Annotated in this window: 18 protein-coding genes; 5 read left to right on the top strand and 13 right to left on the bottom strand. The window is 47.3% G+C overall.

Annotation, left to right across the window (positions count from 1 at the left end):
• Positions 1-60 precede the first annotated feature (60 nt).
• The 6 genes from leuB to tgt form a co-directional block, all read right to left on the bottom strand.
• Positions 61-1,146 carry a 3-isopropylmalate dehydrogenase gene (leuB, locus tag NQ489_RS05660; RefSeq protein ID WP_044961505.1) on the bottom strand — a complete coding sequence of 362 codons (1,086 nt, stop codon included), beginning with the start codon at positions 1,144-1,146 and terminating at the stop codon, positions 61-63.
• Positions 1,147-1,412: 266 nt separating this feature from the next.
• A complete protein-coding gene (locus NQ489_RS05655; RefSeq protein WP_021651410.1) occupies positions 1,413-2,213 on the bottom strand; it encodes a TPM domain-containing protein in 801 nt (266 codons plus the stop codon).
• Between the two features lie 13 nt (positions 2,214-2,226).
• Positions 2,227-3,312, bottom strand: a complete 1,086-nt coding sequence (locus NQ489_RS05650; RefSeq protein ID WP_021651409.1) for a hypothetical protein — start codon at positions 3,310-3,312, stop codon at positions 2,227-2,229.
• 84 nt (positions 3,313-3,396) lie between these two features.
• Positions 3,397-4,752 (bottom strand): SPFH domain-containing protein, encoded by a 1,356-nt coding sequence (locus NQ489_RS05645; protein WP_173761274.1) that lies wholly within the window; start codon positions 4,750-4,752, stop codon positions 3,397-3,399.
• 706 nt (positions 4,753-5,458) lie between these two features.
• Positions 5,459-5,773, bottom strand: a complete 315-nt coding sequence (gene yajC, locus NQ489_RS05640) for a preprotein translocase subunit YajC (protein WP_015527154.1) — start codon at positions 5,771-5,773, stop codon at positions 5,459-5,461.
• 157 nt (positions 5,774-5,930) lie between these two features.
• A complete protein-coding gene (gene tgt / locus NQ489_RS05635; protein ID WP_015527155.1) occupies positions 5,931-7,082 on the bottom strand; it encodes a tRNA guanosine(34) transglycosylase Tgt in 1,152 nt (383 codons plus the stop codon).
• Positions 7,083-7,384: 302 nt separating this feature from the next.
• Here tgt and NQ489_RS05630 point away from each other — a divergent pair, with 302 nt between their 5' ends.
• The gene (locus NQ489_RS05630) at positions 7,385-11,626 is read left to right on the top strand and encodes a 2-hydroxyacyl-CoA dehydratase (RefSeq protein WP_021651376.1); all 4,242 of its coding nucleotides are present in this window, start codon (positions 7,385-7,387) and stop codon (positions 11,624-11,626) included.
• Positions 11,627-11,761: 135 nt separating this feature from the next.
• Here NQ489_RS05630 and NQ489_RS05625 read toward each other — a convergent pair whose 3' ends face one another.
• Genes NQ489_RS05625 through NQ489_RS05615 form a run of 3 tightly spaced genes read right to left on the bottom strand, consistent with a single transcriptional unit; the run spans position 11,762 to position 12,912 of the window.
• Entirely contained in the window at positions 11,762-12,385 is a 624-nt protein-coding gene (locus NQ489_RS05625) for a manganese catalase family protein (RefSeq protein ID WP_015527157.1), read from the bottom strand.
• A 3-nt stretch (positions 12,386-12,388) separates the two neighbouring features.
• Complete coding sequence (locus NQ489_RS05620) at positions 12,389-12,667, bottom strand: spore coat protein CotJB (protein ID WP_015527158.1); 279 nt, start codon at positions 12,665-12,667, stop codon at positions 12,389-12,391.
• Positions 12,667-12,912 carry a spore coat associated protein CotJA gene (locus tag NQ489_RS05615; protein ID WP_015527159.1) on the bottom strand — a complete coding sequence of 82 codons (246 nt, stop codon included), beginning with the start codon at positions 12,910-12,912 and terminating at the stop codon, positions 12,667-12,669. The genes NQ489_RS05620 and NQ489_RS05615 overlap by 1 nt, the downstream gene beginning before the upstream one ends.
• Positions 12,913-13,156: 244 nt before the next feature.
• On the opposite strand from NQ489_RS05615, the gene trkA reads away from it, so the two are divergent.
• Positions 13,157-14,515, top strand: coding sequence for a Trk system potassium transporter TrkA (gene trkA / locus NQ489_RS05610; protein ID WP_015527160.1), 1,359 nt, complete (start codon positions 13,157-13,159; stop codon positions 14,513-14,515).
• Between the two features lie 12 nt (positions 14,516-14,527).
• Entirely contained in the window at positions 14,528-15,967 is a 1,440-nt protein-coding gene (locus NQ489_RS05605) for a TrkH family potassium uptake protein (RefSeq protein ID WP_021651380.1), read from the top strand.
• A 182-nt stretch (positions 15,968-16,149) separates the two neighbouring features.
• Here the strand turns inward: NQ489_RS05605 and NQ489_RS05600 are convergent, their stop codons facing one another.
• Positions 16,150-17,085: a radical SAM protein gene (locus NQ489_RS05600; RefSeq protein ID WP_044961497.1), complete on the bottom strand. Its 936-nt coding sequence runs from the start codon at positions 17,083-17,085 to the stop codon at positions 16,150-16,152.
• A 236-nt stretch (positions 17,086-17,321) separates the two neighbouring features.
• Between NQ489_RS05600 and NQ489_RS05595 the strand changes: the two genes are divergently transcribed.
• Together NQ489_RS05595 and NQ489_RS05590 are read left to right on the top strand one after the other, a co-directional pair.
• The gene (locus NQ489_RS05595; RefSeq protein ID WP_021651384.1) at positions 17,322-18,023 is read left to right on the top strand and encodes a response regulator transcription factor; all 702 of its coding nucleotides are present in this window, start codon (positions 17,322-17,324) and stop codon (positions 18,021-18,023) included.
• A 42-nt stretch (positions 18,024-18,065) separates the two neighbouring features.
• On the top strand, positions 18,066-20,750 hold the full coding sequence (locus tag NQ489_RS05590; RefSeq protein ID WP_021651385.1) for a sensor histidine kinase: 2,685 nt from the start codon (positions 18,066-18,068) through the stop codon (positions 20,748-20,750).
• An 86-nt stretch (positions 20,751-20,836) separates the two neighbouring features.
• Here NQ489_RS05590 and NQ489_RS05585 read toward each other — a convergent pair whose 3' ends face one another.
• The 3 genes from NQ489_RS05585 to NQ489_RS05575 are packed head-to-tail and all read right to left on the bottom strand — an operon-like array spanning position 20,837 to position 22,861.
• Positions 20,837-21,331 (bottom strand): deoxycytidylate deaminase, encoded by a 495-nt coding sequence (locus NQ489_RS05585; RefSeq protein WP_015527165.1) that lies wholly within the window; start codon positions 21,329-21,331, stop codon positions 20,837-20,839.
• Positions 21,332-21,369: 38 nt separating this feature from the next.
• Entirely contained in the window at positions 21,370-21,798 is a 429-nt protein-coding gene (gene rpiB, locus NQ489_RS05580) for a ribose 5-phosphate isomerase B (RefSeq protein ID WP_015527166.1), read from the bottom strand.
• A complete protein-coding gene (locus NQ489_RS05575) occupies positions 21,779-22,861 on the bottom strand; it encodes an L-threonylcarbamoyladenylate synthase (protein ID WP_044961499.1) in 1,083 nt (360 codons plus the stop codon). Before NQ489_RS05575 ends, rpiB begins: the two co-directional genes overlap by 20 nt.
• Between the last annotated feature and the right edge of the window lie 8 nt (positions 22,862-22,869).

The raw sequence follows: 22,869 nt of genomic DNA, 5'->3' as shown, positions 1-22,869 counted from the left end.
CTCTTCCAGGTACCGGTTTTTTCTGTTCTGTTTCGTTTTCTTCTCTCTGTCCCGCTTTATTTATGCAATGGCATCTGCGATCAGATCGCCCATCTCTCTGGTTCCGACAAGCTTGCATCCGTCAGACATGATATCTCCTGTTCTGTAACCCTCTGTAAGAACCTTCTGTACTGCTGTTTCCACAGCATCTGCTTCTTTATCAAGATCCAGAGAATATCTCAGCATCATGGCAGCGGAAAGAATAGTTGCGATGGGGTTTGCCTTGTTCTGGCCTGCGATATCCGGTGCAGAACCATGGCTCGGCTCATAAAGACCAAGCTTTGTCTCATTTAAGCTTGCGGAGGAAAGCATTCCGATGGAACCGGTCACCATACTTGCCTCATCAGAGAGGATATCTCCAAACATGTTTTCTGTAAGGATAACATCAAACTGCTTCGGATCACGTACCAGCTGCATTGCACAGTTATCAACCAGCATATGCTCCAGTGTTACATCCGGATAATCCTTTGCCACATCCTCCACTACACTTCTCCAGAGTCTGGAAGAATCAAGAACATTGGCTTTATCTACACTTGTAACCTTATTTCTTCTCTTACGTGCGATCTCAAATGCCTTAATGGCAATACGGCGGATCTCATTCTCATTATAAGAAAGAGTATCTACTGCTGTGCGGACTCCGTTCTCCTCAGTAGTCTTTCTTGCTCCGAAGTAAAGACCTCCTGTAAGCTCTCTTACAATGATCATGTCAAAACCATCTCCGATGATCTCATCACGGAGCGGGCAGGCATCACGAAGCTCATTGTAAAGATAAGCCGGACGAAGATTTGCAAACAGGTTCAGCGCCTTACGTATCGCAAGAAGACCTGCCTCCGGACGTTTGGACGGCTCCAGCTTATACCACGGGGATGTCTTGGCATCACCGCCAATGGAACCCATCAGTACTGCATCAGAAGCTTTTGCCTGGGCAATGGCTTCCTCTGTAAGAGGTACTCCGTGAGCATCAATGGATGCCCCTCCTAAAAGAACCTCTGTGTATGAAAATTTATGACTGTATTTCTCACATACTCTGTCTAAAACTTTTTTGGCCTCGGCAACAATCTCCGGACCGATTCCGTCTCCCGGAATCAGGGCAATCTTGTACTCCATTTTATTCACTCCTCCGATTTCCCCTGTGCTGTAAAATTTTAACGCACTGGTGTGGATAATTGTTATTATCATAACGCACTTTTCGACGGATTTCAACCTATTAAATAGATAAAGTTATTTCCGGAATGCAAAAAATAAACGGCAATTCCCTGTTTCTGCCGCCACAGAGACATACTTTCGCACACAGAAAAAAGAAAAACTGCCCTACCATTCCGGTACAGCAGTCTTTCTTTTTTTATCATATTCTGTTTTTCCTGATGATATTCTCAGAATTTCCCGCTGGAACCACCGAAGGTATCACCGGAAGATGAGGTATGGGTGCTGGAACCACCGTTATTATCCTCATTTTTCGGTTTTGCGGATTTTGATACCGTACTGTAGAGGTAAAAATCATTACTTCTGGTCACATTCATACTGCCCTGCCGCACATAAGAAGCCGCCCGATCCTGTTTTCGCACAGTTTTCAGCTTTCTTCTCATATTTCCGGTCACCAGTAATCCTGCCACAAGCCCCACAGCAAGAGCGATCAGCAGGTTTATCCCAACCGCAAAAGGCTCATCCGGAAGGTTTTCCACATCGTATGGCTCTGCCTCATCTGCCTGCGTGATAAAATCATCGCATTCCGTGGCAAACTTATGAAACGCTTCGTTATAATCACCGTCACTTAAATAAGGCTTCACCTGATCCATGATGTAGGACTGTCCGGCATCCGTAAACACTTCTATCGCATATCCGTGTGTTGCAATGGCCCAGTTACGGTCTCCCATATCCAACAGGAATAAAATACCGTCACCATTTTCCCCCTGTCCATATCCATGGTCAATAAAATAATCCTCCGCATACGCCTGGGCTGTTTTTCCCTCAAGACTGTTAACGGTAACGACCACAACATCTACCTGATCCCGCTCACTGATCTCATCCAGAGTACTGCTCAGGCTCTCCTGCTGCTCTGCATCCAGAAGTCCCGCCTGGTCATCCAAACGGCTTACGGTGCCTGCCCATACCGGAAAAGCACATGCCAGACACAAAAGGATCGATATCAAAAATACAGATATTCTTTTTTTCATGGCATCCACCTCCCTACAAAGCCCAGATCAGATACAGGATAATATAAGTGATCACACCCACAACCCCCGTTGTTCCCAGGAACCATCGTGCAAAAGCGTTCTTGTCTGTAGGCAGATTTCCCACAAATTTCCCTGTCTGACCATTCATGGCAAATATGTAATTATCACCCTTCCACTTCGTCTGCAGGATCCATACGGGATATAACGCATATTTCGTTGTCCCGTTATGAAGCCGGATACTGGTATTCTCCGGTACCACACTGGCGTATCCTCTCACCGTATCCCGGAATGCAGCCTCTGTGCTGCGGCGGATACGCTCATTGGCACGTTCCTCACACTCGCTGGCTGTCACATCATATTTATCTGCAAAATATCCAGCCAGATACGCAGTCTGAAAATCCACCGCTTCTTTGAAATCAAAAGGCTCTATAGACTCCATCAGATCATTTTCCATGCTGGCAGAGCCATCCACCGGTACATGATCAAAACCAAGAGAACCACTTCTGTGTACTGCATAATAGCTGGTCTCCGTATAATCATAATCACTATCGCTCCAGAACCGGGTCTTTGTTGCACGGTAACGGATATCTGCGTCTGCGTCTGTGTCATACAGCCAAAACGGAACGTAGATGCCCTTAACCTCGCTGATATGATTCTCCGACTTAAACGCTTTCGGCAGAAGCCTCTTACCGGTAAGATGCTTTTTCAGCCTCTCCTTTGCCGTTTTCTTATCCAGCTTAAACGGGATCACATAATCCGGCTTCAGTGCACCGGACAGCTGCCCGGTCATTACCACCGGACTTCCGCAAAACGGGCAGGCCGTTGCTGCCGTATTGGCATCTCCCACGATCTCACCGCCACAGGACTTGCACACATAGGTACGCAGCCCCTCACTCTCCCCGTCCTGCCACTCACTGCCGGCCTCATCCGACCAGCTCATATCCTCAGGCTGCTCTTCCTCCACAGTCTGGGCATATTCCGATAACGTACCAACATCAAACTCCGTATCACAAAACGGACACTTCATCTTCTGCACAGAACTATCAAACTCTATGGAGCCACCACAGCACGGACACTTAAACTCCTGCATCTTCGCCATATATTCACCTCACTTCATCATTCTGTATCCAACAACCGGCAGGAGTTACCCTGCATTTTGCTCCTGACCATCTCTCTTTCTGATCTATACTGCATCCTCCGGTCCGAACGGATCACCGCACTCCGGGCAGAATTTCGGTGGATTCTCCGGATCTGCCGGTTCCCATCCGCACCTGCTGCAACGATACTGCATCTTCTTCTCCGGCTTCTTCGCTCCGCAGTTCATACAGAACTTTCCTTTATTCACCGTACCGCAGGAACAGGTCCAGCTGTCCTCCACCGGACGCGATGCACCACACTCCGGACAGAATTTCCCCGAAGAAACCGCACCACAGCTGCAGGTCCAGGAACCAGCCGCAGCCCCTGCTCCGTTCCCTGCCGGCGAAACCGGCTGCGCTGCCTGCTTCTGTACACTCTGCTGCTGCGCCTGCTGCTTCTGGCCCATCTCAAACAACTGCTGCGCATTCAGACCACCTGCATTAGCAGCCATACCCATGCCCATAAAACCAGTCATAGCCCCTGCTGAATTAGAAGCCGCAGCCTTCATAGCATCCGCCTGGGCCCCGGTCAAAGTAGCCGCAGCCATAGCAGGATCACGCATCATAGCCGTACGCTGAGCCTGCTTGATCATCTCGGCATCCTCATCCGGCAATGTCACAGAACCAAGTGCCACACTGACCACCTTAAGCCCACGAAGCTCCTCCCACTTGGCAGAAAGCACCTCATTCATGGCATTCTCCAGCTCCGTATTATGAGTCACGATCTGATTCGGACGCATCTCCAGTTCCGAAAGCCTTCCGAAAGCAGGCTGCAGCGCACTGATAAACTCCGCCTTCAGCTGTCCGTCCAGCTCCTCTCTAGTATACTCCCGCTCCACATTTCCACACACATTCGTATAAAAAAGAAGGGGATCCGCGATCCTGTAGGAATAAACACCATGACACCTCACAGCCACATCCACATCCAGCCCGATCCTGGAATCCACAACCCGGAACGGGATCGGATTAGCAGTACCAAACTTGTTATCCACAAGCTCCTTGGTATTAAAATAATACACCCTCTGATCCTTACCCGTATCACCGCCAAAAGCAAACCTCTTCCCGATCGTATCAAAGGTCTTCCTGATTCCGTCACCCAGACTACCTGAAAAAATACTCGGCTCCGTAGAAGCATCATACGTATACTCTCCCGGATCCGCACAAACCTCAACAACCTTTCCCTGCTCCACAATCATCATACACTGACCATCCGCCACAGCGATCCCGCTGCCGCTGGAAATGATATTATCACTCCCATGCTTATTAGAAGACCTGGAAGAAGACCTCTTCGTCCCCTTCACAACCATCACTTCTTTATCCATAGCCTCACAGTAAAAAAACTCCTTCCACTGATCCGCCAACGTACCACCCGCTGCACCCACAGCCGCTCTGATAAGACCCATAAATCCAACCCCTTTCTGAAAATTCATTCTTATTTACAATTTTACGATATTCCAAAGCCATCGTCACTCTCATTTCTGATAGTAACATCATTATTACACGAATTTTACCAAAAATCCACTTATTTCTATACAATATTACAATTGTCATATTCCCATCACATCCACAATCCTAGCACATCCACACAGTCCGTCTGCGCTGGCATCAAAGGCTATTCTCCCATCACATCCGCAATTCTAGGCACATCCGCAATCCCAGGCTGACAGCGCAGCGCCTCAGCCGTCCCCCAAACAAAACACAAACTCAGCCATTGCAGTCGTCCAGCGCAGCGCTGACGCCCCACAACCAACCGTCAAACGACACTATTTCTCACCGGAAGCACCAGCCGGGGAAGGGGATGCTGGATGGCTCTGCTTCTGCAGGAGGGGAGCTGATTCTTGGACGGCGGGAATCTGCGTTGTTTTTCAAAAGTCCGCTGTCTGAGCGGCAGCAGGCCGCGAGTTCGGACTTTTAAAAAACGCTTTTAGCAGATTTCCGGCGTCCTAGAAGCCAGCCCCCGACGAAGCCGCAGACCAGCCAGCATCCCCTTCCCCGGCGTCCCTTCATCCGTTCGTTCGTCCGTTCGTCCACATACAAATACAAAAAAAGACACCACGTCACAAAAAAACGCAGTGCCTCTCTCATATTCAAGTTATTGCGAAAAAAGCATCAAGCAGAAGCCTGATCAGCCTTCTCAACCTCAGCAATCGCCTGCTTCCTCATAGGAATACGGCAATTCTTATTATTACCAAACTCAACAATAACATCTTCCTCAGTCATATCAATAACAACACCATAAAAACCACTGGTAGTAACAACACTGTCACCAACCTCCATGCTGTTCAACATAGTCTGAGTTCTCTTCTGCTCCTTCTTCTGCGGACGGATCATCATAAAATACATAATTCCAAACAGAACTACGATCCAGACAATACCAAGACCCGCGCTAAGTCCGCCAGCTGCCGCTGTAGATGATGCGATCATTTCAAATTCCTCCTGCTAAAAACAAATAATCTGCGGTACCCCCGCCGTTACTGACCTCTAAAAGTGTCACTTCGTACTATCATACACAAAAACCAAAAAACCTTCAAGAGTTTTCTTATAAAATCAAAGTAATTTACATAAATTTTATAAATAAAACTTACCGGTTCCCGTTGATCCTGCCTTCCTCAAAGCCTTCCAGACGCATCTTCTTATAAGCCGCAAAATTCCCTGCATCCAGCGCATCCCGGATTTCTTCCATCATATGATTATAGAAATACAGATTATGCAGAACACAAAGCCTCATGCCAAGCATCTCCTTCGCCTTCAGAAGATGACGGATATACGCTCTGCTGTAATGACGGCAGGTCGGGCACTGGCACTCCTCATCGATCGGTTTGGAATCCAGCTCATACTTTGCATTAAAAAGATTCATCTTGCCATGGTTGGTATACACGTGACCATGACGGCCGTTACGGCTGGGATATACACAGTCAAAAAAGTCAATACCACGCTCAACCCCCTCCAGGATATTGGCCGGGGTACCAACCCCCATAAGATACGTCGGCTTGTTCTGCGGCAAATGCGGAACCACCTCATCCAGGATCCGGTACATCTCCTCATGACTTTCACCAACTGCAAGGCCACCAACTGCATAGCCGTCCAGATCCATCTCCGCGATAGCCTGGGCATGCTCAATACGGATATCTTCATAAACAGCCCCCTGGTTAATGCCAAAAAGAAGCTGGTTCTTGTTAATGGTATCCGGCAGACTGTTCAGACGAGCCATCTCATCCTTGCATCTTTTAAGCCAGCGTGTTGTACGCGCTACCGATTTCTGTACATAATCCCTGTCTGCCACACTGCTTGGGCACTCATCAAAAGCCATTGCAATGGTAGAAGCCAGATTTGACTGGATCTGCATGCTCTGCTCCGGTCCCATAAAAATCTTATGACCATCGATATGAGAGTTAAAATACACGCCCTCTTCCTTGATCTTACGAAGCTTCGCCAGCGAAAACACCTGGAATCCGCCGGAATCGGTAAGGATCGGTCTGTCCCAGTTCATAAATTCATGAAGACCTCCCAGCTGCTTTACCACCTTGTCGCCAGGGCGCACATGAAGATGATAGGTATTGGACAGCTCTACCTGTGTACCGATCTCATGAAGATCCACAGTGGAAACTGCACCTTTAATTGCTGCAATTGTTCCTACATTCATAAAAACAGGAGTCTGGATCGTTCCGTGGACCGTCTTAAACTCGCCCCTTTTCGCTCTTCCTTCTGTTGTGATCAGTTTATATTCTGCCATTTCATTTCCCTTCTAAAAACATTTTAAAGTTGTCTCTGCCCGGCATCTGCGTCGCAGATACAGCCATAACCAGCTGCCGATGCAAATATCTTTCAAAACTTTTAGTCAATATCATAACACATTTTTTTCTTTACGGCTACTGATTGTTAAACTTTTACATTGCCATTTTTTAAACGATATCGTATAATATAGAATATTCGCTTAAAAATCCTTTATAATAAGAAGAAACAACTCCCATCTGACAGAAATGTCAGAGTCGGGCAACCCCTGTATAGATACAACGAGGAGGAAATCAATTTTTTATGAAGAAACACACACTTGGAATTGACATTGGTTCCACCACTGTTAAGATTGCGATCTTAGACGAAAACGATACGCTTGTCTTCTCCGACTATGAGAGACATTTTGCAAATATCCAGGAAACCCTTGCAGATCTTCTTCAGAAAGCTGAGGATCAGCTTGGTGAACTGACACTCTGTCCGGTCATTACAGGTTCCGGCGGACTGACACTTGCCAATCATCTGGAAGTACCTTTTGTACAGGAGGTTATCGCCGTATCCACTTCCCTGCAGAAGCTGGCACCAAAGACGGATGTTGCTATCGAGCTTGGAGGCGAGGATGCCAAGATCATCTATTTCGAAAACGGAAATGTAGAGCAGCGTATGAATGGCATCTGTGCCGGCGGTACCGGTTCCTTCATTGACCAGATGGCATCTCTGCTCCAGACCGATGCACCAGGTCTTAATGAATACGCCAAACATTACAAGGCACTTTATCCCATTGCGGCACGTTGCGGTGTTTTCGCAAAAACAGATATCCAGCCACTGATCAACGACGGAGCAACTAAGGAAGACCTTTCTGCCTCCATTTTCCAGGCAGTTGTCAACCAGACCATTTCCGGTCTTGCCTGCGGTAAACCGATCCGCGGACACGTTGCCTTCCTTGGCGGGCCTCTTCACTTCCTTTCTGAGCTGAAGACTGCTTTTATCCGAACCCTGAAGCTGGATGATGAACATATTATCGCACCGGACAACTCTCATCTGTTCGCAGCCATCGGCTCCGCCCTGAATGCAAAGCAGGATGTTACCGTTTCCCTGACTGAACTGAAGGAACGCATGCGGACTACCATCAAGCTGGATTTTGAGGTAGAACGTATGGAGCCGCTTTTTGCCACAGAGGACGACTACCAGGCTTTCCATGACCGTCAGAGTGCCTACAGGGTAAAAACCGGAGATCTTTCCACCTATAAGGGAAAATGCTTCCTGGGGATCGACGCCGGCTCTACCACAACAAAAACCGCGCTGGTAAGCGAAGACGGAACTCTTCTTTATTCCTTCTACAGCAGTAACAACGGAAACCCGCTGAAAACCACCATCAACTCCATCAAGGAGATTTACAGCCTTCTTCCGGAAGATGCAGAAATTGCTTTTTCCTGCTCCACCGGTTACGGCGAAGCCCTGATCAAAGCGGCACTTCTTCTTGACGAAGGTGAAGTCGAAACCGTTTCCCATTATTACGCAGCTGCTTTCTTTGATCCTGAAGTAGACTGCATCCTGGATATCGGCGGTCAGGATATGAAATGTATCAAGATCCGTAACCAGACTGTTGACAGTGTACAGCTCAACGAAGCATGTTCCTCGGGCTGCGGTTCCTTTATCGAAACCTTTGCAAAATCTCTGAACTACACAGTACAGGACTTTGCAAAAGCAGCTCTTTTTGCAAAACATCCCATTGATCTTGGAACGCGCTGTACTGTATTTATGAATTCCAAAGTTAAGCAGGCCCAGAAGGAAGGCGCTGAGGTTTCCGATATCTCCGCTGGTCTTGCCTACTCCGTTATCAAAAACGCCCTCTACAAGGTTATCAAGGTTTCCGATGCTTCCGAGCTTGGCAAGCATATCGTTGTACAGGGTGGTACCTTCTATAATGACGCAGTTCTCCGCAGCTTTGAGAAGATTGCCAACTGCCAGGCCATCCGTCCGGATATCGCCGGGATCATGGGTGCCTTCGGTGCTGCTCTGATCGCAAGGGAGCGCTATCAGGAGGGTGAAAAAACCTCCATGCTTTCCATCGATCAGATCAACAGCCTCCAGTACACCACCTCCATGGCAAACTGCCGCGGATGTACCAACAACTGTCGTCTGACCATCAACAAATTCTCCGGTGGCCGTAAATACATCAGCGGAAACCGCTGTGAGCGCGGACTTGGAAAGGAAAAGAACAAGGATCATATCCCGAACCTTTTCGATTACAAATATAAAAGGATTTTTTCCTATGAACCTCTTTCCGCAGATAAGGCTACCCGTGGACAGGTTGGTATCCCACGTGTTCTGAACATGTTTGAGAATTACCCGTTCTGGTATACCTTCTTCACAGAGCTGAAATACCAGGTGGTGCTTTCTCCTACTTCCACACGTAAGATCTACGAGCTGGGTATCGAATCCATCCCAAGTGAATCCGAATGCTACCCGGCCAAGCTTGCTCACGGACATGTCACATGGCTGATCCGTAACGGTGTGAAGTTTATCTTCTACCCATGCATCCCTTACGAACGCAACGAGTTCCCGGATGCGGTCAACCATTATAACTGCCCGATCGTTACTTCCTATGCGGAAAATATCAAGAACAATGTGGACGAGCTCAGTGATCCATCCATCACCTTCCGCAACCCGTTCCTGGCATTTACTTCCGAGGATATCCTAACAAACCGCCTTGTGGAAGAATTCCAGGATATTCCTGCCGCCGAGGTCAAAGCTGCTGCCCACAAGGCCTGGGAAGAACTTGCAGCCGTACATACGGATATCCAGAAAAAGGGTGAGGAAACCCTGCAGTACCTGAAAGAAACCGGCCGCCGCGGAATCGTTCTTGCAGGCCGTCCATACCATATTGACCCGGAAATCCACCACGGTATCCCGGATATGATCAACAGCTACGGAATCGCCGTATTTACCGAAGACTCCGTTGCACACCTTGGACATCTGGAGCGTCCCATCCGTGTCAACGACCAGTGGATGTATCACTCCCGTCTCTACTCTGCCGCAAATTTTGTAAAAACAAGAGAGGATCTGGATCTGATCCAGCTGAATTCCTTCGGATGCGGACTTGATGCCGTTACCACCGATGAGGTTTATGAGATCCTGGATGGAAGTGACAAGATCTACACCTGCCTGAAGATCGATGAGGTCAACAACCTGGGTGCGGCAAGGATCCGTATCCGTTCCCTGATCGCTGCTATCCGTGCAAAACAGGCACAGAATAAAAAAAGGGACATCAAGCCGGCTTCCATTGAGAAGATATCCTTTACCAAGCAGATGCGTAAGGAGTACACCATTCTCTGCCCGCAGATGTCTCCATTCCACTTCGGAATCTTTGAGGCTGCTTTTAAGGCATCCGGCTATAACCTGGAAGTCCTCCCCAACGACAACAAGCATGCTGTTGATGTGGGCCTTAAATATGTAAACAACGATGCCTGCTATCCGTCCCTGATGGTTGTGGGACAGATCATGGATGCTCTTCTTTCCGGCAAATATGACCTGAACAAAACTGCAGTCATCATGTCTCAGACAGGCGGCGGCTGCCGTGCCTCCAACTATATCGCATTCATCCGCCGTGCTCTGAAAAAAGCCGGCATGGAACAGATTCCGGTTATCTCCCTCAACTTAAGCGGACTGGAGAGCAACCCTGGCTTTAAGCTGACACTGCCGCTGATCAAGCGTATCGTTTACGGTGCCGTATTCGGTGATATCCTGATGAAATGCGTATATCGCATGCGTCCTTACGAGCTGGAAAAGGGTATCGTAAACCGCAAGCACAAAATCTGGGAGCAGCGCGTCATTGCCTTCGTAACAGGCAGCAGCGTCAGCCATGGTACCTTCAAAAAAATGTGCCGTGAGATGGTCCATGATTTTGATACGATCCCGATCTCCGATGAGAAAAAGCCTCGCGTTGGTATCGTAGGTGAGATCCTTGTCAAGTTCCTGCCTGCTGCCAACAACCACCTGGCAGATCTTCTGGAGGCAGAAGGGGCAGAACCGGTTGTTCCGGATCTTATCGACTTTATCTGCTACTGCTTCTACAACCAGAATTTCAAGGTTGAAAAGCTTGGATTCAAGAAATCCAAGGCAACCATCGCAAATCTTGGTCTCAGAGCCATCGACTGGCTGAGAAAAACAGCAAATGAGGCTCTGGAGCAGAGCCGCCACTTTACACCGGCCGCAGATATCCGTGATCTTGCAAAAATGGCTGCGCCCATCGTTTCTGCCGGAAATCAGACCGGTGAAGGATGGTTCCTGACCGGAGAGATGATGGAACTCATCCATGGCGGTGTCCCGAATATCGTCTGCATCCAGCCTTTTGGATGCCTGCCGAACCACATCGTAGGAAAAGGTGTCATCAAGGAAGTTCGCCGTGAGCATCCGGAAGCCAACATTGTTGCCATCGACTACGATCCAGGTGCCAGCGAAGTAAATCAGCTGAACAGGATCAAACTTATGCTTTCCACAGCACAGAAGAATCTGCATAAAGACGATAAAAAAGACGCATAACAAGAAATGTAGGTTACAAACATCTTTTTCCAAAAAAACAAATTCAAAGCTGCACTGCCGCAGGATTCCTGCCGGCTGTGCAGCTCTTTTTATTTCAGATATGATTCCTGTCAGACAGATTTTTTCTCTGATCCATCACTCTTCACAGGAGGCTTTGCACGGAGCATCAAAGCTCGGGTTAAAGGCATAGAAATTTTTGGCATCCAGCTGCTCCTGCACGGATCTCAGTGCTTCACCGAAACGCTGGAAATGGACTACCTCTCTTGCCCGAAGGAAACGGATGGGATCTGCAACCTCCGGGATATTTTTCACCACCCGGAGGATATTATCGTAGGTGGAGCGTGCCTTCTGTTCTGCCGCCAGATCTTCAAACAGATCCGTGATCGGATCACCCTTACTCTGGAATTCGCAGGCATTAAAGGGCACTCCACCTGCAGCCTGCGGCCAGATTCCCACCGTGTGGTCAATATAATACGGCCCAAGTCCGCTGTTCTCGATTTCTTCCATAGAAAGATCCTTTGTCAGCTGATGGACAATGGTGGACACGATTTCCAAATGTGCCAGTTCTTCTGTTCCCACATCATTGAGCACTGCCGCGACCATCCGGTTCGGTGCGGTAAAACGCTGGGAAAGATACCGCATGGAAGCTCCTATTTCTCCGTCCGGCCCGCCATACTGGCTGGATATAAACTGTGCCAGCTTTGCGTTAGGCGTCTTGATATTTACAGGATACTGGAGTCTTTTTTCATAATTCCACATACCTTATCTGCACCCTCCTTCCTGTTCCCATGGAAACGGCTGTTCCATCCACTGCCATGACTTAAGATTGCTGTCGTTTCCGGTATCAATGGTCAGCGGTCCATAAAATTTTGCATATTTTTCCAGAAGCTCATTTCTTCTTGCTGAAAGCTCACTGTAATATTCAAGAGCTCTTTTTTCTTTTGGATGCGTATCCAGAAAAAGGAGAAGATCGTCAATGGCAAAGCTTACCTGGTCAATAAACTGCAGCAGTTCTTTTTTGGAAGTACAATTTCCATACATCATCGACTTCCTCCTCTCCTGCCGCAGAACGGCTTGCAAAGCTCAGGGAAAATAGTTCCGACCTGAAGAGCTTTTTTCAGCTCAAAGGTAGGCGCAAATTCCTGGTATGGCACATACGCCATTGCAGGAACCTGTTTTGCCATATCAGAAAATGATCGATCCGTCCGGCCTGCCATCCCGCTATTCATCCCACAGGTATACTGATATGGCCGGCAGCCCGAACGATTCATCTGAAATCGGTCCATAATCGAAATCCTTTCATTCATGATCACGCTATATTTTATGACCGTTTTTTAAACTTGTGAAAACAGGAATGTTCACTTTCCTTCATATATATCTATCTTTCTGCCATTTTTTTCTATATATACAGGAAAATATTACTGTTTAAAAATCAGATATACAGTGCTATAATATCCTTGCCTATCTTTACACGGATGGGCGCTTTTACTTATGATTTGTAGCCCTGACCGGCTATTGAAGGAGGAAATTATGCAGGTAATTATTGTAGGCTGCGGAAAAGTCGGTAGAAATCTTGCAGAGCAGCTTCAGGCAGAGGATATTGATATCACTCTTGTCGACGTTATTGCCGACAAGATCAATGATCTCTGCGAAAATATCGACGCTATGGGAATCGTCGGTAATGGTGCCAGCATCAATACTTTAATGGAGGCAGGTGTTGATACTGCAGATATTCTGATCGCAGTTACCGCTTCTGACGAGTTGAACCTTCTCTGCTGTCTGATCGCGCAGAAAGCCAACCACTGTCAGACCATCGCCCGCGTCCGTAACCCCATTTATGAAAAAGAAATCGGATTCATCAAAGAACGTCTTGGTGTTACCATGATCATTAACCCGGAGTTTGCCGCTGCCCAGGAAATTTCACGGCTTCTCCGTTTTCCATCTGCGATCAAGATTGACACCTTTGCACGTGGTCGTGTAGAACTTCTCAAGTTTAAAGTTCTCCCGGAATTCAAGCTGGACGGAATGAGCGTTTCCCAGATCTCAGATGCTTTCCGAAGTGATATTCTGGTCTGCGCGATCGAGAGCCGTGACAATGTATCCATTCCTGGTGGTGATCACATTATACACGACGGAGATATGGTTTCCATTCTGGCTTCTCCGCTTAATGCAGCGGCATTTTTCCGTAAGATCGGTCTCAAGACCAATCAGGTCAAAAACTGTATCATCGTAGGTGGCGGAACCATTTCCTATTATCTTGCCCATGCACTTCTGGGTATGAAGATCAGTGTCAAGATCATCGAGCAGAACAAAAACCGCTGTGAGCACTTAAGCGAACTGCTTCCAGATGCGACTATCATCAATGGTGACGGAACGAACCGTTCTCTTCTGCTAGAAGAAGGACTTTCCGAGTCCGAATCCTTTGTCACTCTGACAAATCTGGATGAGGAGAATGTATTTCTTGCTCTCTTTGCCAAAAGCATCTCCGATGCCAAGCTGGTTGCCAAGGTCAACCGTCTGGAATTTGATGATGTCATCGACTCCCTGGATATCGGAAGTGTCATCTACCCGAAAAATATCACTGCTGATTATATCCTGCAGTATGTCCGTGCCACTCAGAACAGCATCGGCAGCAATGTAGAAACCCTTTATCATATTCTGGATGGCAATGCAGAAGCACTGGAATTTGCGATCCGTGAGGAATCTGCCGTAACTTATATCCCTCTTGCAGAGCTGAATCTCCGCAAGAATCTTCTGGTGGGATGCCTGAACCGCAACGGCCGCATCCGCATTCCCCGTGGTCAGGATATGATCCAGGTGGGAGATACCGTGATCATCGTAACCACTCACAAGGGGCTTCGCGACATCACAGATATACTTGAAAAATAGAGGTACTGCCAAATGAATTATTCGATTATTATTTATATCCTGGGATGGATCATGAATGTGGAGGCTGTCTGTATGCTGGTTCCCGGCATCACTGCCCTTATCTACCGCGAAAAATCCGGTATTGCCTTCCTGATCACGATTCTGGCATGTCTGGCCATCGGTGTTCCACTGGTCAGCCGCAAACCGTCCAAGAAAGCGTTTTACGCCCGTGAAGGCCTTGTGACTACTGCTTTAAGCTGGATCGTCCTCAGTATTGTCGGTGCTGTGCCGTTTGTGCTCAGCGGGGCTATCCCGAATCCCATTGATGCTTTTTTTGAGATTGTTTCCGGTTTCACTACAACCGGTTCCAGTATTCTCTCCGATCCATCACAGATGCCTTACAGCATCAATATCTGGAGATGTTTTTCCCACTGGATCGGTGGTATGGGTGTTCTGGTATTTATCCTGACACTGCTTCCGCTTGCAGGTGGCTATCATATGAACCTTATGAAGGCAGAAAGCCCCGGTCCTTCCGTAGGAAAGCTTCTTCCAAAAGTCCAGTCAACTGCCAAGATCCTGTACAAGATCTACATTGCACTCACTGTTGCACTGATCATCCTCCTGCTTCTTGGGGGGATGCCTCTTTACGACAGTCTCTGTGCAGCATTTGGAACTGCCGGAACCGGTGGGTTCGGAATCAAATCCGACAGTATGGGAAGCTACAGCTTATATATTCAGATCGTCATCACCATCTTTATGATCCTGTTTGGCGTAAACTTCAATGTCTATTTTCTTCTTCTCACCAGGAAGTTTTCTCAAGCATTGAAATCTGAAGAGGTCCGCTGCTACTTCTTTGTGATCATCGCTTCTGCCCTGATGATCACATTCAATGTCCGACATCTGTTTGACAATGTGTGGGAAGCACTTCAACAGGCATTTTTCCAGGTTGGTTCTATTATCACCACCACCGGTTATGCCACTACGGATTTTAACCAGTGGCCTGCGGTATCCAGAACGATCCTGGTACTGCTTACCTTCTGTGGTGCCTGTGCCGGCAGTACAGGCGGCGGAATCAAGATTTCCCGTCTTCTGCTTCTTGCAAAATCCGTCCGCAAGGAACTGCATCTTTATCTGCATCCCAATGCAGTAAAAAAGATCAAAATGGACGGAAAAGCGGTGTCTCACGAAGTTATGCGTGCCACCAATATTTATATGATCGTTTATCTGATGATCGTGGCTACATCTATCTTTATCATCAGTTTTGATGAATTTGATCTTGTAACAAATTTCACAGCCGTAGTCACCACTTTAAACAATGTGGGTCCCGGTCTTTCCCTGATCGGTCCTACCGGAAACTTCGGGATCTTTTCTCCGCTGTCCAAGCTGGTCCTTTCTTTCGATATGCTGGCCGGCCGACTGGAGCTATTTCCGATCCTGATCCTTTTCCTTCGTGAAACCTGGAAGAAATTCTGATAAATATTCGTCATATTTTGCTATGTTTGTGGCATAAATTGTTCTTTTCACATTTATTTCAAATGTTAGACACACTTTCTTCACATTTTTACTGTATATTATAAACCATAGAAGGTGATGAACTTTCTATAATATTTTTCTTTTTCATACGCGCCGGTACGAAAGTACCGGCCTCCTTCCATTTATGGAGTATTTTTTTCCACTCCCTCATAATCGAAATCCGGAATAAAGCTTTCTGAAGCAGTTTCTCCTTCCTGTATAAATCCATTCTGAATCCCCATATCCACAGCAGCATCCAGAACTTTTTCATACTCTCTTTTTGTAACTTTCCGGTTTAATTCCTTAAATTCCACAAATTTTCTCACCGGCGTATACTGATTCATAATACTGATATAAATATCTTCCCCATAGGTTTCATGAAGATACCTCAGAGCCTTTATGGAATTTCCTGTATGTCCCGGCAGGATCAGATGACGGACAATAGTTCCTTTCCGGATGTATCCATCCTCTCCAAACTCACATTTCCCGGTCTGACGCACCATCTCTCCAATTGCAGCCTTTGCAGCCTGCACATAATCCGGCGCATAAGAAAATTTCTGTGCAAGCTCCGGATCCAGATATTTCAGATCCGGAAGATAAATGTCCACATATCCTTCCAGAAGCTTCAGGGTTTCTGTTTTTTCATACCCGCTGGAATTATACACCACCGGAATATCCAGACCATTCCTTCGGGCCATATCCAGTGCCTCTATGATCTGTGGTACATAGTGTGCACCTGTTACCAGATTGATGTTTGCAGCTCCTTTTTCCTTCAGTTCCAGAAAAATCTCTCCAAGCCGTTCCACACTTACAGCCCGTCCCCTGCTCCCGATGGCAATATCATGATTCTGGCAGAAACAGCAGCGCAGCCCGCACCCGGAAAAGAACACTGCCCCGGAGCCTTTTGTTCCGGAGATACAGGGTTCCTCCCACATATGAAGTGCAGCCCTTGCCAGATAAATTCTCTCATCCATGCCACAGAAGCCTTTTTTCCCTGCACTCCGGTCTGCCAGGCATTCTCTTGGACAAAGAGCACAAGCTGACATAATTTCTTCCGTACAGTGCGCGCTCCCTGCCATACTGCTGATTTTATTTTCATTCTCCACTTTCACTTTTCTCCTGATCTTTCTTCCAATATCGTTATTTTCTGTTATCTAGTACTAGTTTAGCACATCACGTCTGCTGCCAACAAGGCTTTCTCTGTTTACACTATATACTTAATATAGTACAATGGATTTCATGGAATCTTAAGAATTTACCCCTTTCGTCTTAATTTCCGGCTGCTATTCTAATAACATCAGGGAGGTACAAAAAAGTGGCTAACATACTTGTTTGCGATGACGACAAAGACATCGTGGAAGCTATCGAAATCTATCTTACGCAGGAAGGCTATCACATTCTGAAAGCCTATGACGGACAGGAAGCACTGGATATCCTGAACAGCGAAACTGTAGATCTGCTGATCATCGATGTGATGATGCCCCGTCTCGACGGGATCCGGGCAACAGTCAAGATCCGGGAAAGCAATCCTCTGCCCATCATCATCCTGTCCGCAAAATCTGAAGACACGGACAAAATCCTAGGCCTTAACATCGGTGCAGATGACTATATCACCAAACCTTTCAATCCTCTGGAGCTGATCGCCAGGGTAAAATCCCAGCTGCGCCGGTACACACAGCTTGGCTCCGCTGCACCGGTAGCATCAGAACACATCTACACAACCGGAGGTCTTACGGTAAACGATGACAAAAAAGAGGTGCTGGTAGATGGAGAAGCGGTACGGATGACGCCCATCGAATATAATATCCTGCTTCTTCTCATGAAAAATCCCGGACGTGTTTTTTCCACCACACAGATCTACGAGAGCATCTGGAATGAAGATGCTCTGGCCGCGGATAACACGGTAGCCGTCCACGTCCGTCACATTCGCGAAAAGATTGAGATCAACCCCAGGGATCCCCGCTATCTGAAAGTTGTCTGGGGCCTGGGTTATAAAATCGAAAAACTGAGCCGGTGAGCCAGCCGGCCATGAAGTATCTGTACTTCAGAAGGGGGTATTATGAATAAAAATAAACATACGGAAAAAAACCGTTCATTTATGCGCATTCCTGCTCTTGTCCTTGCCCTTATCCTGCCTCTGATCATGGTCTTTTCAGCGGCACTGGTGATCCAGGCAGGTATCCGGATGGACTCTGCCGAGGATCTTAAAACAAAGGATTATTTCCAGACCTCTGCTTTTGCTGACAGCTTTTACTCAAAAGCTTCCACGATCCTGTCCGGAATCTCAGCCAGAGAAATCCTAGATAAAACAAACGAAGATGCATACATTGATCTCGGAGAGCTTTATAACGGAGATTCTCTCTCCTTCAAAAACACCTCCGGACTAGCCTATTCCTTCAATGATCTTAAGGAATGGAGCTCACAGACGATCCATTCCAATGATGACTGGATCGTCCTGGGCCTTACCACCCCGGAGGGTGAAACAAAATATATGTACTATTCCGATTTCAAAAAAGCTCTGGAAGACGGAACCCTGCAGCTAAATGCCAACTCCGGTGCCCTGAAACACGAGGGAATTTCCCAGAAAGACTGGACTGAGAGGATTCTTTCCGCTCTGAGCGCCGAATATGCAGACGGCGGCATCCAGTCACAGGAACCTTTGAAAAACATCACAGACAAAAACGGAAACGTGGTTTACACAGATGTGGCAGATATGCTCACTCCGATCTTTGAAATCCCCTGTGCACCGGAAGGTTACGACAGTCTCCTGGATTACATGAATTCCACCTCATCCAAAACCAGGAATTTCAAGGGGAACCTGAACGATGCCTTTGAGCAGCTGGATAATGCCCGGGATCTTTTTTCCAGCTGGACAGAAGCTGCTCAGACACTGGATGAGTACAGCAATGATAATTCCAATCTCCATTATGCCTATACGGATAACACCTCACAGAAAATCTTCACAAATACAGATGCAGCCTATACTTCCGACCTGACTGATATTTCCGGTTTTTCAGACAAAAAGCCTTACGTGTTCCTAAGTGTCAACGAAGCTGCCACAGATGAGAAAAATGCCCGGAATGGTCTTATGAATCTGAACCTTTCCGCTGCTGCAAACCATTCTGTAGGAAACTGGATCGATCTCCTTCGAAATTCCACATACGATGAAAACTGCAGTTTTCTTGCCTGGATCGATGATACCAACCTTCCTGTACAGGATTCCATTAAAACTGACAGACAGCATTTCCTGACTTACCGTACTTTATTTATCCCGGCTACTGTGATCACCATGATCAGTTTTCTGCTCTTTATCATAGATTTTATCTGGCTTACTGTCCACACCGGAAGAAGAAATTCCGATAGCGGTAATGCAGACACGGCTCAGCCAGAACTGAACTTTTTTGACAGGATCTATACGGAAGCAGCAGCCGGACTCGTGTGTATCCCGGCACTTGGTGTATTGACCGCAGGACTGAGCATGCAAGCTTGCACCTATAACCTTGTCTCCTCCCTGATCATCCTGGGTATCACGATTTTCCTGATCACGTGCCTGTTCTGGATCGGCTATTTAAGCCTGATCCGCAGGATCAAAGCTCGCACCCTGTGGAAAAACAGCCTGCTTCGCAAATGCCTGAAGCTTCCCCGTCTGTGTCTTTGTAAAGCCGGTAAGCTGATCGATTTTTTCTCCAGGAATACCATCAGCAGAATACGTATGGTAGTGGGACTTGGCGTATTTCTATTCCTTGAATTTTTCTTCAGTGCCCTGCTCGCGGCATCTGATGGATGGTTCCTGATGTTTTTGCTTCTATTCCTTCTGGATCTGGGTGCGCTTTTCTGCGTCTACAAAATTGCTCTTGGACGGGAACTCCTCCTTAATGGCCTGAAACGGATCACCGATGGAGAGCTCACTTACAAGATCCCGGAAAAGGAACTCCGTGGTGATCAGAAAGCAATGGCACAGTATATCAACCGCATTGGTGACGGGCTGGACGCTGCCGTGGAAAAAAGCCTCAAAGATGAGCGTATGAAAACCGAATTGATCACCAATGTCTCCCATGATCTGAAAACGCCGCTGACTTCCATCATCAATTACATTGATCTGCTGAAAAGGCTGAACCTCAAAGATCCGGAAGCACTGAAATATCTTGAGATCCTGGACTCAAAGGCACATCGTCTGAAAAGTCTGACCGAAGATGTAGTGGAAGCTTCCAAAGCCAGTACCGGAAATCTTTCTCTGGAAATGACGGAACTGAACTTTGTGGAAATGCTTTACCAGGTGATGGGTGAATTCGAAGAACGGATGGAAAACAGACATCTGACCCTGATGACACATCTGCCTGATTCTCCTGCCATAATCTATGCCGATGGCAGGCGGATGTGGCGTATCCTTGAAAATCTTTTCGGCAATATTCTGAAATATGCCATGGAGAACACAAGGGTCTATGCAGAAGTTCTTCTGGAAAAAGATCAAGTCATCTTTACCCTGAAAAATATTTCCGCACAGCCTCTGAACATTCCGGCTGAAGAACTGACCGAACGTTTCATCCGCGGCGATGTTGCCAGAAATACAGAAGGCAGCGGACTTGGATTATCCATCGCACAGAGCCTTACCCAGCTTCAAGGTGGCACCTTTAAACTTTATCTGGACGGTGACCTTTTCAAAGTCTGCTTAAGTTTTCCACAGAAGATCTCTCCCACAGTCTTATCCGCACCGGAAGATTCTCTTTCCGAAGCACATTCTTAACCATTCATAAAAAACAGCAGCGGAAGCCCTGATGATATGATGAATCAGGAGCCAGGCTGCTGTTTTTCTCTTATTTTTGTTCTCTTTTACACTTTAATGGTGATCTCACGGTCTGTCCGGTTATATTTATAATACCGGACTCCAGCTGCATCCAGCATTTTTTTGGATGCGATCACCGACGGAGTATCTGCATATTTATCACAGTCGTATACGATAGTCCTGATCCCTGCCTGGATAATAGCCTTGGCACATTCGTTGCAGGGAAACAGGGACACATAAAGCTTGGCACCTTCCAGACTTCCTCCTCGGTAGTTCAGGATGGCATTGAGCTCACTGTGTGTCACATAAAGATATTTGGTATCCAGCGGATCTCCTTCTCTTCCCCAGGGAAACTCATCATCGGAACATCCCTTTGGAAATCCATTGTACCCCATTGACAGGATCTTGTTATCTTCACTTACGATACAGGCACCAACCTGTGAATGCGGGTCCTTGGAACGCATGCCGGAAAGCATGGCAACACCCATAAAATACTCATCCCAGGAAAGATATCCCTGTCGTTTCTGTCCTTTTTTATCCATACAGAATCCTCTTTTTCTATTGGTTTCTTACTGATCGATCAATCCTCGATCATGTTGATCCTTCTGATATGACGCTCATCCCCGGAAAATGGTGTATCCAGGAATGTATCCACGATCTTCAGAGCAAGTCCCGGTCCTACTACACGACCGCCCATGGCCAGAATGTTGGCATCGTTATGAAGTCTTGTTGCCTCTGCAGTAAAGCAATCTGTACAAAGTGCAGCACGGATTCCCTTGAATTTATTAGCAGTGATGGAAATTCCGATACCTGTTCCGCAGATCAGGATTCCTTTCTCACACTCACCGTCCACGATCGCCTGTGCTACTTTCTTTCCATAAACAGGATAGTCTACAGATTCCGGACCATTGCATCCAAAATCTTTGTACTCCAGTCCTCTCTCTTCCAGATGCTTCTTTACCTCCTGCATCAGCTCATAGCCGCCATGATCACATCCCAGTGCTATCATTTTCTTTCTCCTCCTCAACGTTGATAATTTTATGACCAGCCGCTTTCAGTAAGCGGTTCATGATCGCCTGTCCCATTCTTGGTGTAAAAAATGCCTCTGAATAAATGGCACTTACATTACAGCTGTCAAAATCACGCAGGACCTCGTACAGATGATGCGCGATGGTTTCTTCCTGCTCCCGGCTTCCGATACTCTTTACGATTCCATGTGAATATCGGCCTTTTGTTTCATCTGTTGCGATGATCCCCACCGTCAGTCCCTTCTCCTCAGCCTCTCCGGCTCTTTTTTCGATCTCCGCGATCACACCCTCTGTGGACCCCTCCACAATGGCAAGATCTGCCTTTGGTGCATAATGACGGTATTTCATTCCCGGTGCTTTTGGATGGACCTTGCTGTCCGGTTTGATCAGCCCCTTATCCATCCTTACATCTCCAAGTGTTTCCCGGAGCATTTCCAGGGAAATATATCCCGGCCGCAGGACTACCGGTATGTCTTCTGTAAAATCTACGATCGTAGATTCCAGACCGATATTTACCTGTCCTCCATCAATGATCATATCAATGGCTTCTCCCAGATCCTCTGCCACATGTCCCGCTGTCGTAGGACTTGGTCTTCCGGAAGTATTGGCACTTGGCGCTGCCACATATCCGCCAGCCGCAAGAATCAGCTCCTGTGCGATAGGATCACTTGGAAAACGTACTGCCACACTGTCCAGTCCTCCGGTTGTTTCCTTTGGCACGATATCTGCCTTGGGAAGGATCATTGTCAGCGGACCCGGCCAGTATTTCTCAGCCAGTATTCTGGCTTTTTCAGGAACCTCCGTAACGATCTTATCCAGGTCACGGATATCTGCGATATGTACGATCAGCGGATTGTCCGAAGGTCTTCCCTTGGCTGCATAGATCTTCATCGATGCTTTCGGATCCAGGGCATTTCCTCCAAGGCCATATACAGTCTCTGTGGGAAATGCCACAAGCCCGCCGTTTTTCAGGATCTCGCCACCTCTGGCAATTGCCTTTCTGTCTATATTCTCCGCTGTCATAACTGCTATTTCTGCTTTCATTTTACGCT

This window comes from Blautia sp. KLE_1732_HM_1032 (assembly GCF_025147905.1).
Taxonomy (GTDB): domain Bacteria; phylum Bacillota; class Clostridia; order Lachnospirales; family Lachnospiraceae; genus Blautia_A; species Blautia_A fusiformis.
The sequence above is the reverse complement of the archived record's forward strand: the minus strand, read 5'-3'. Positions and strand labels throughout refer to the sequence as shown.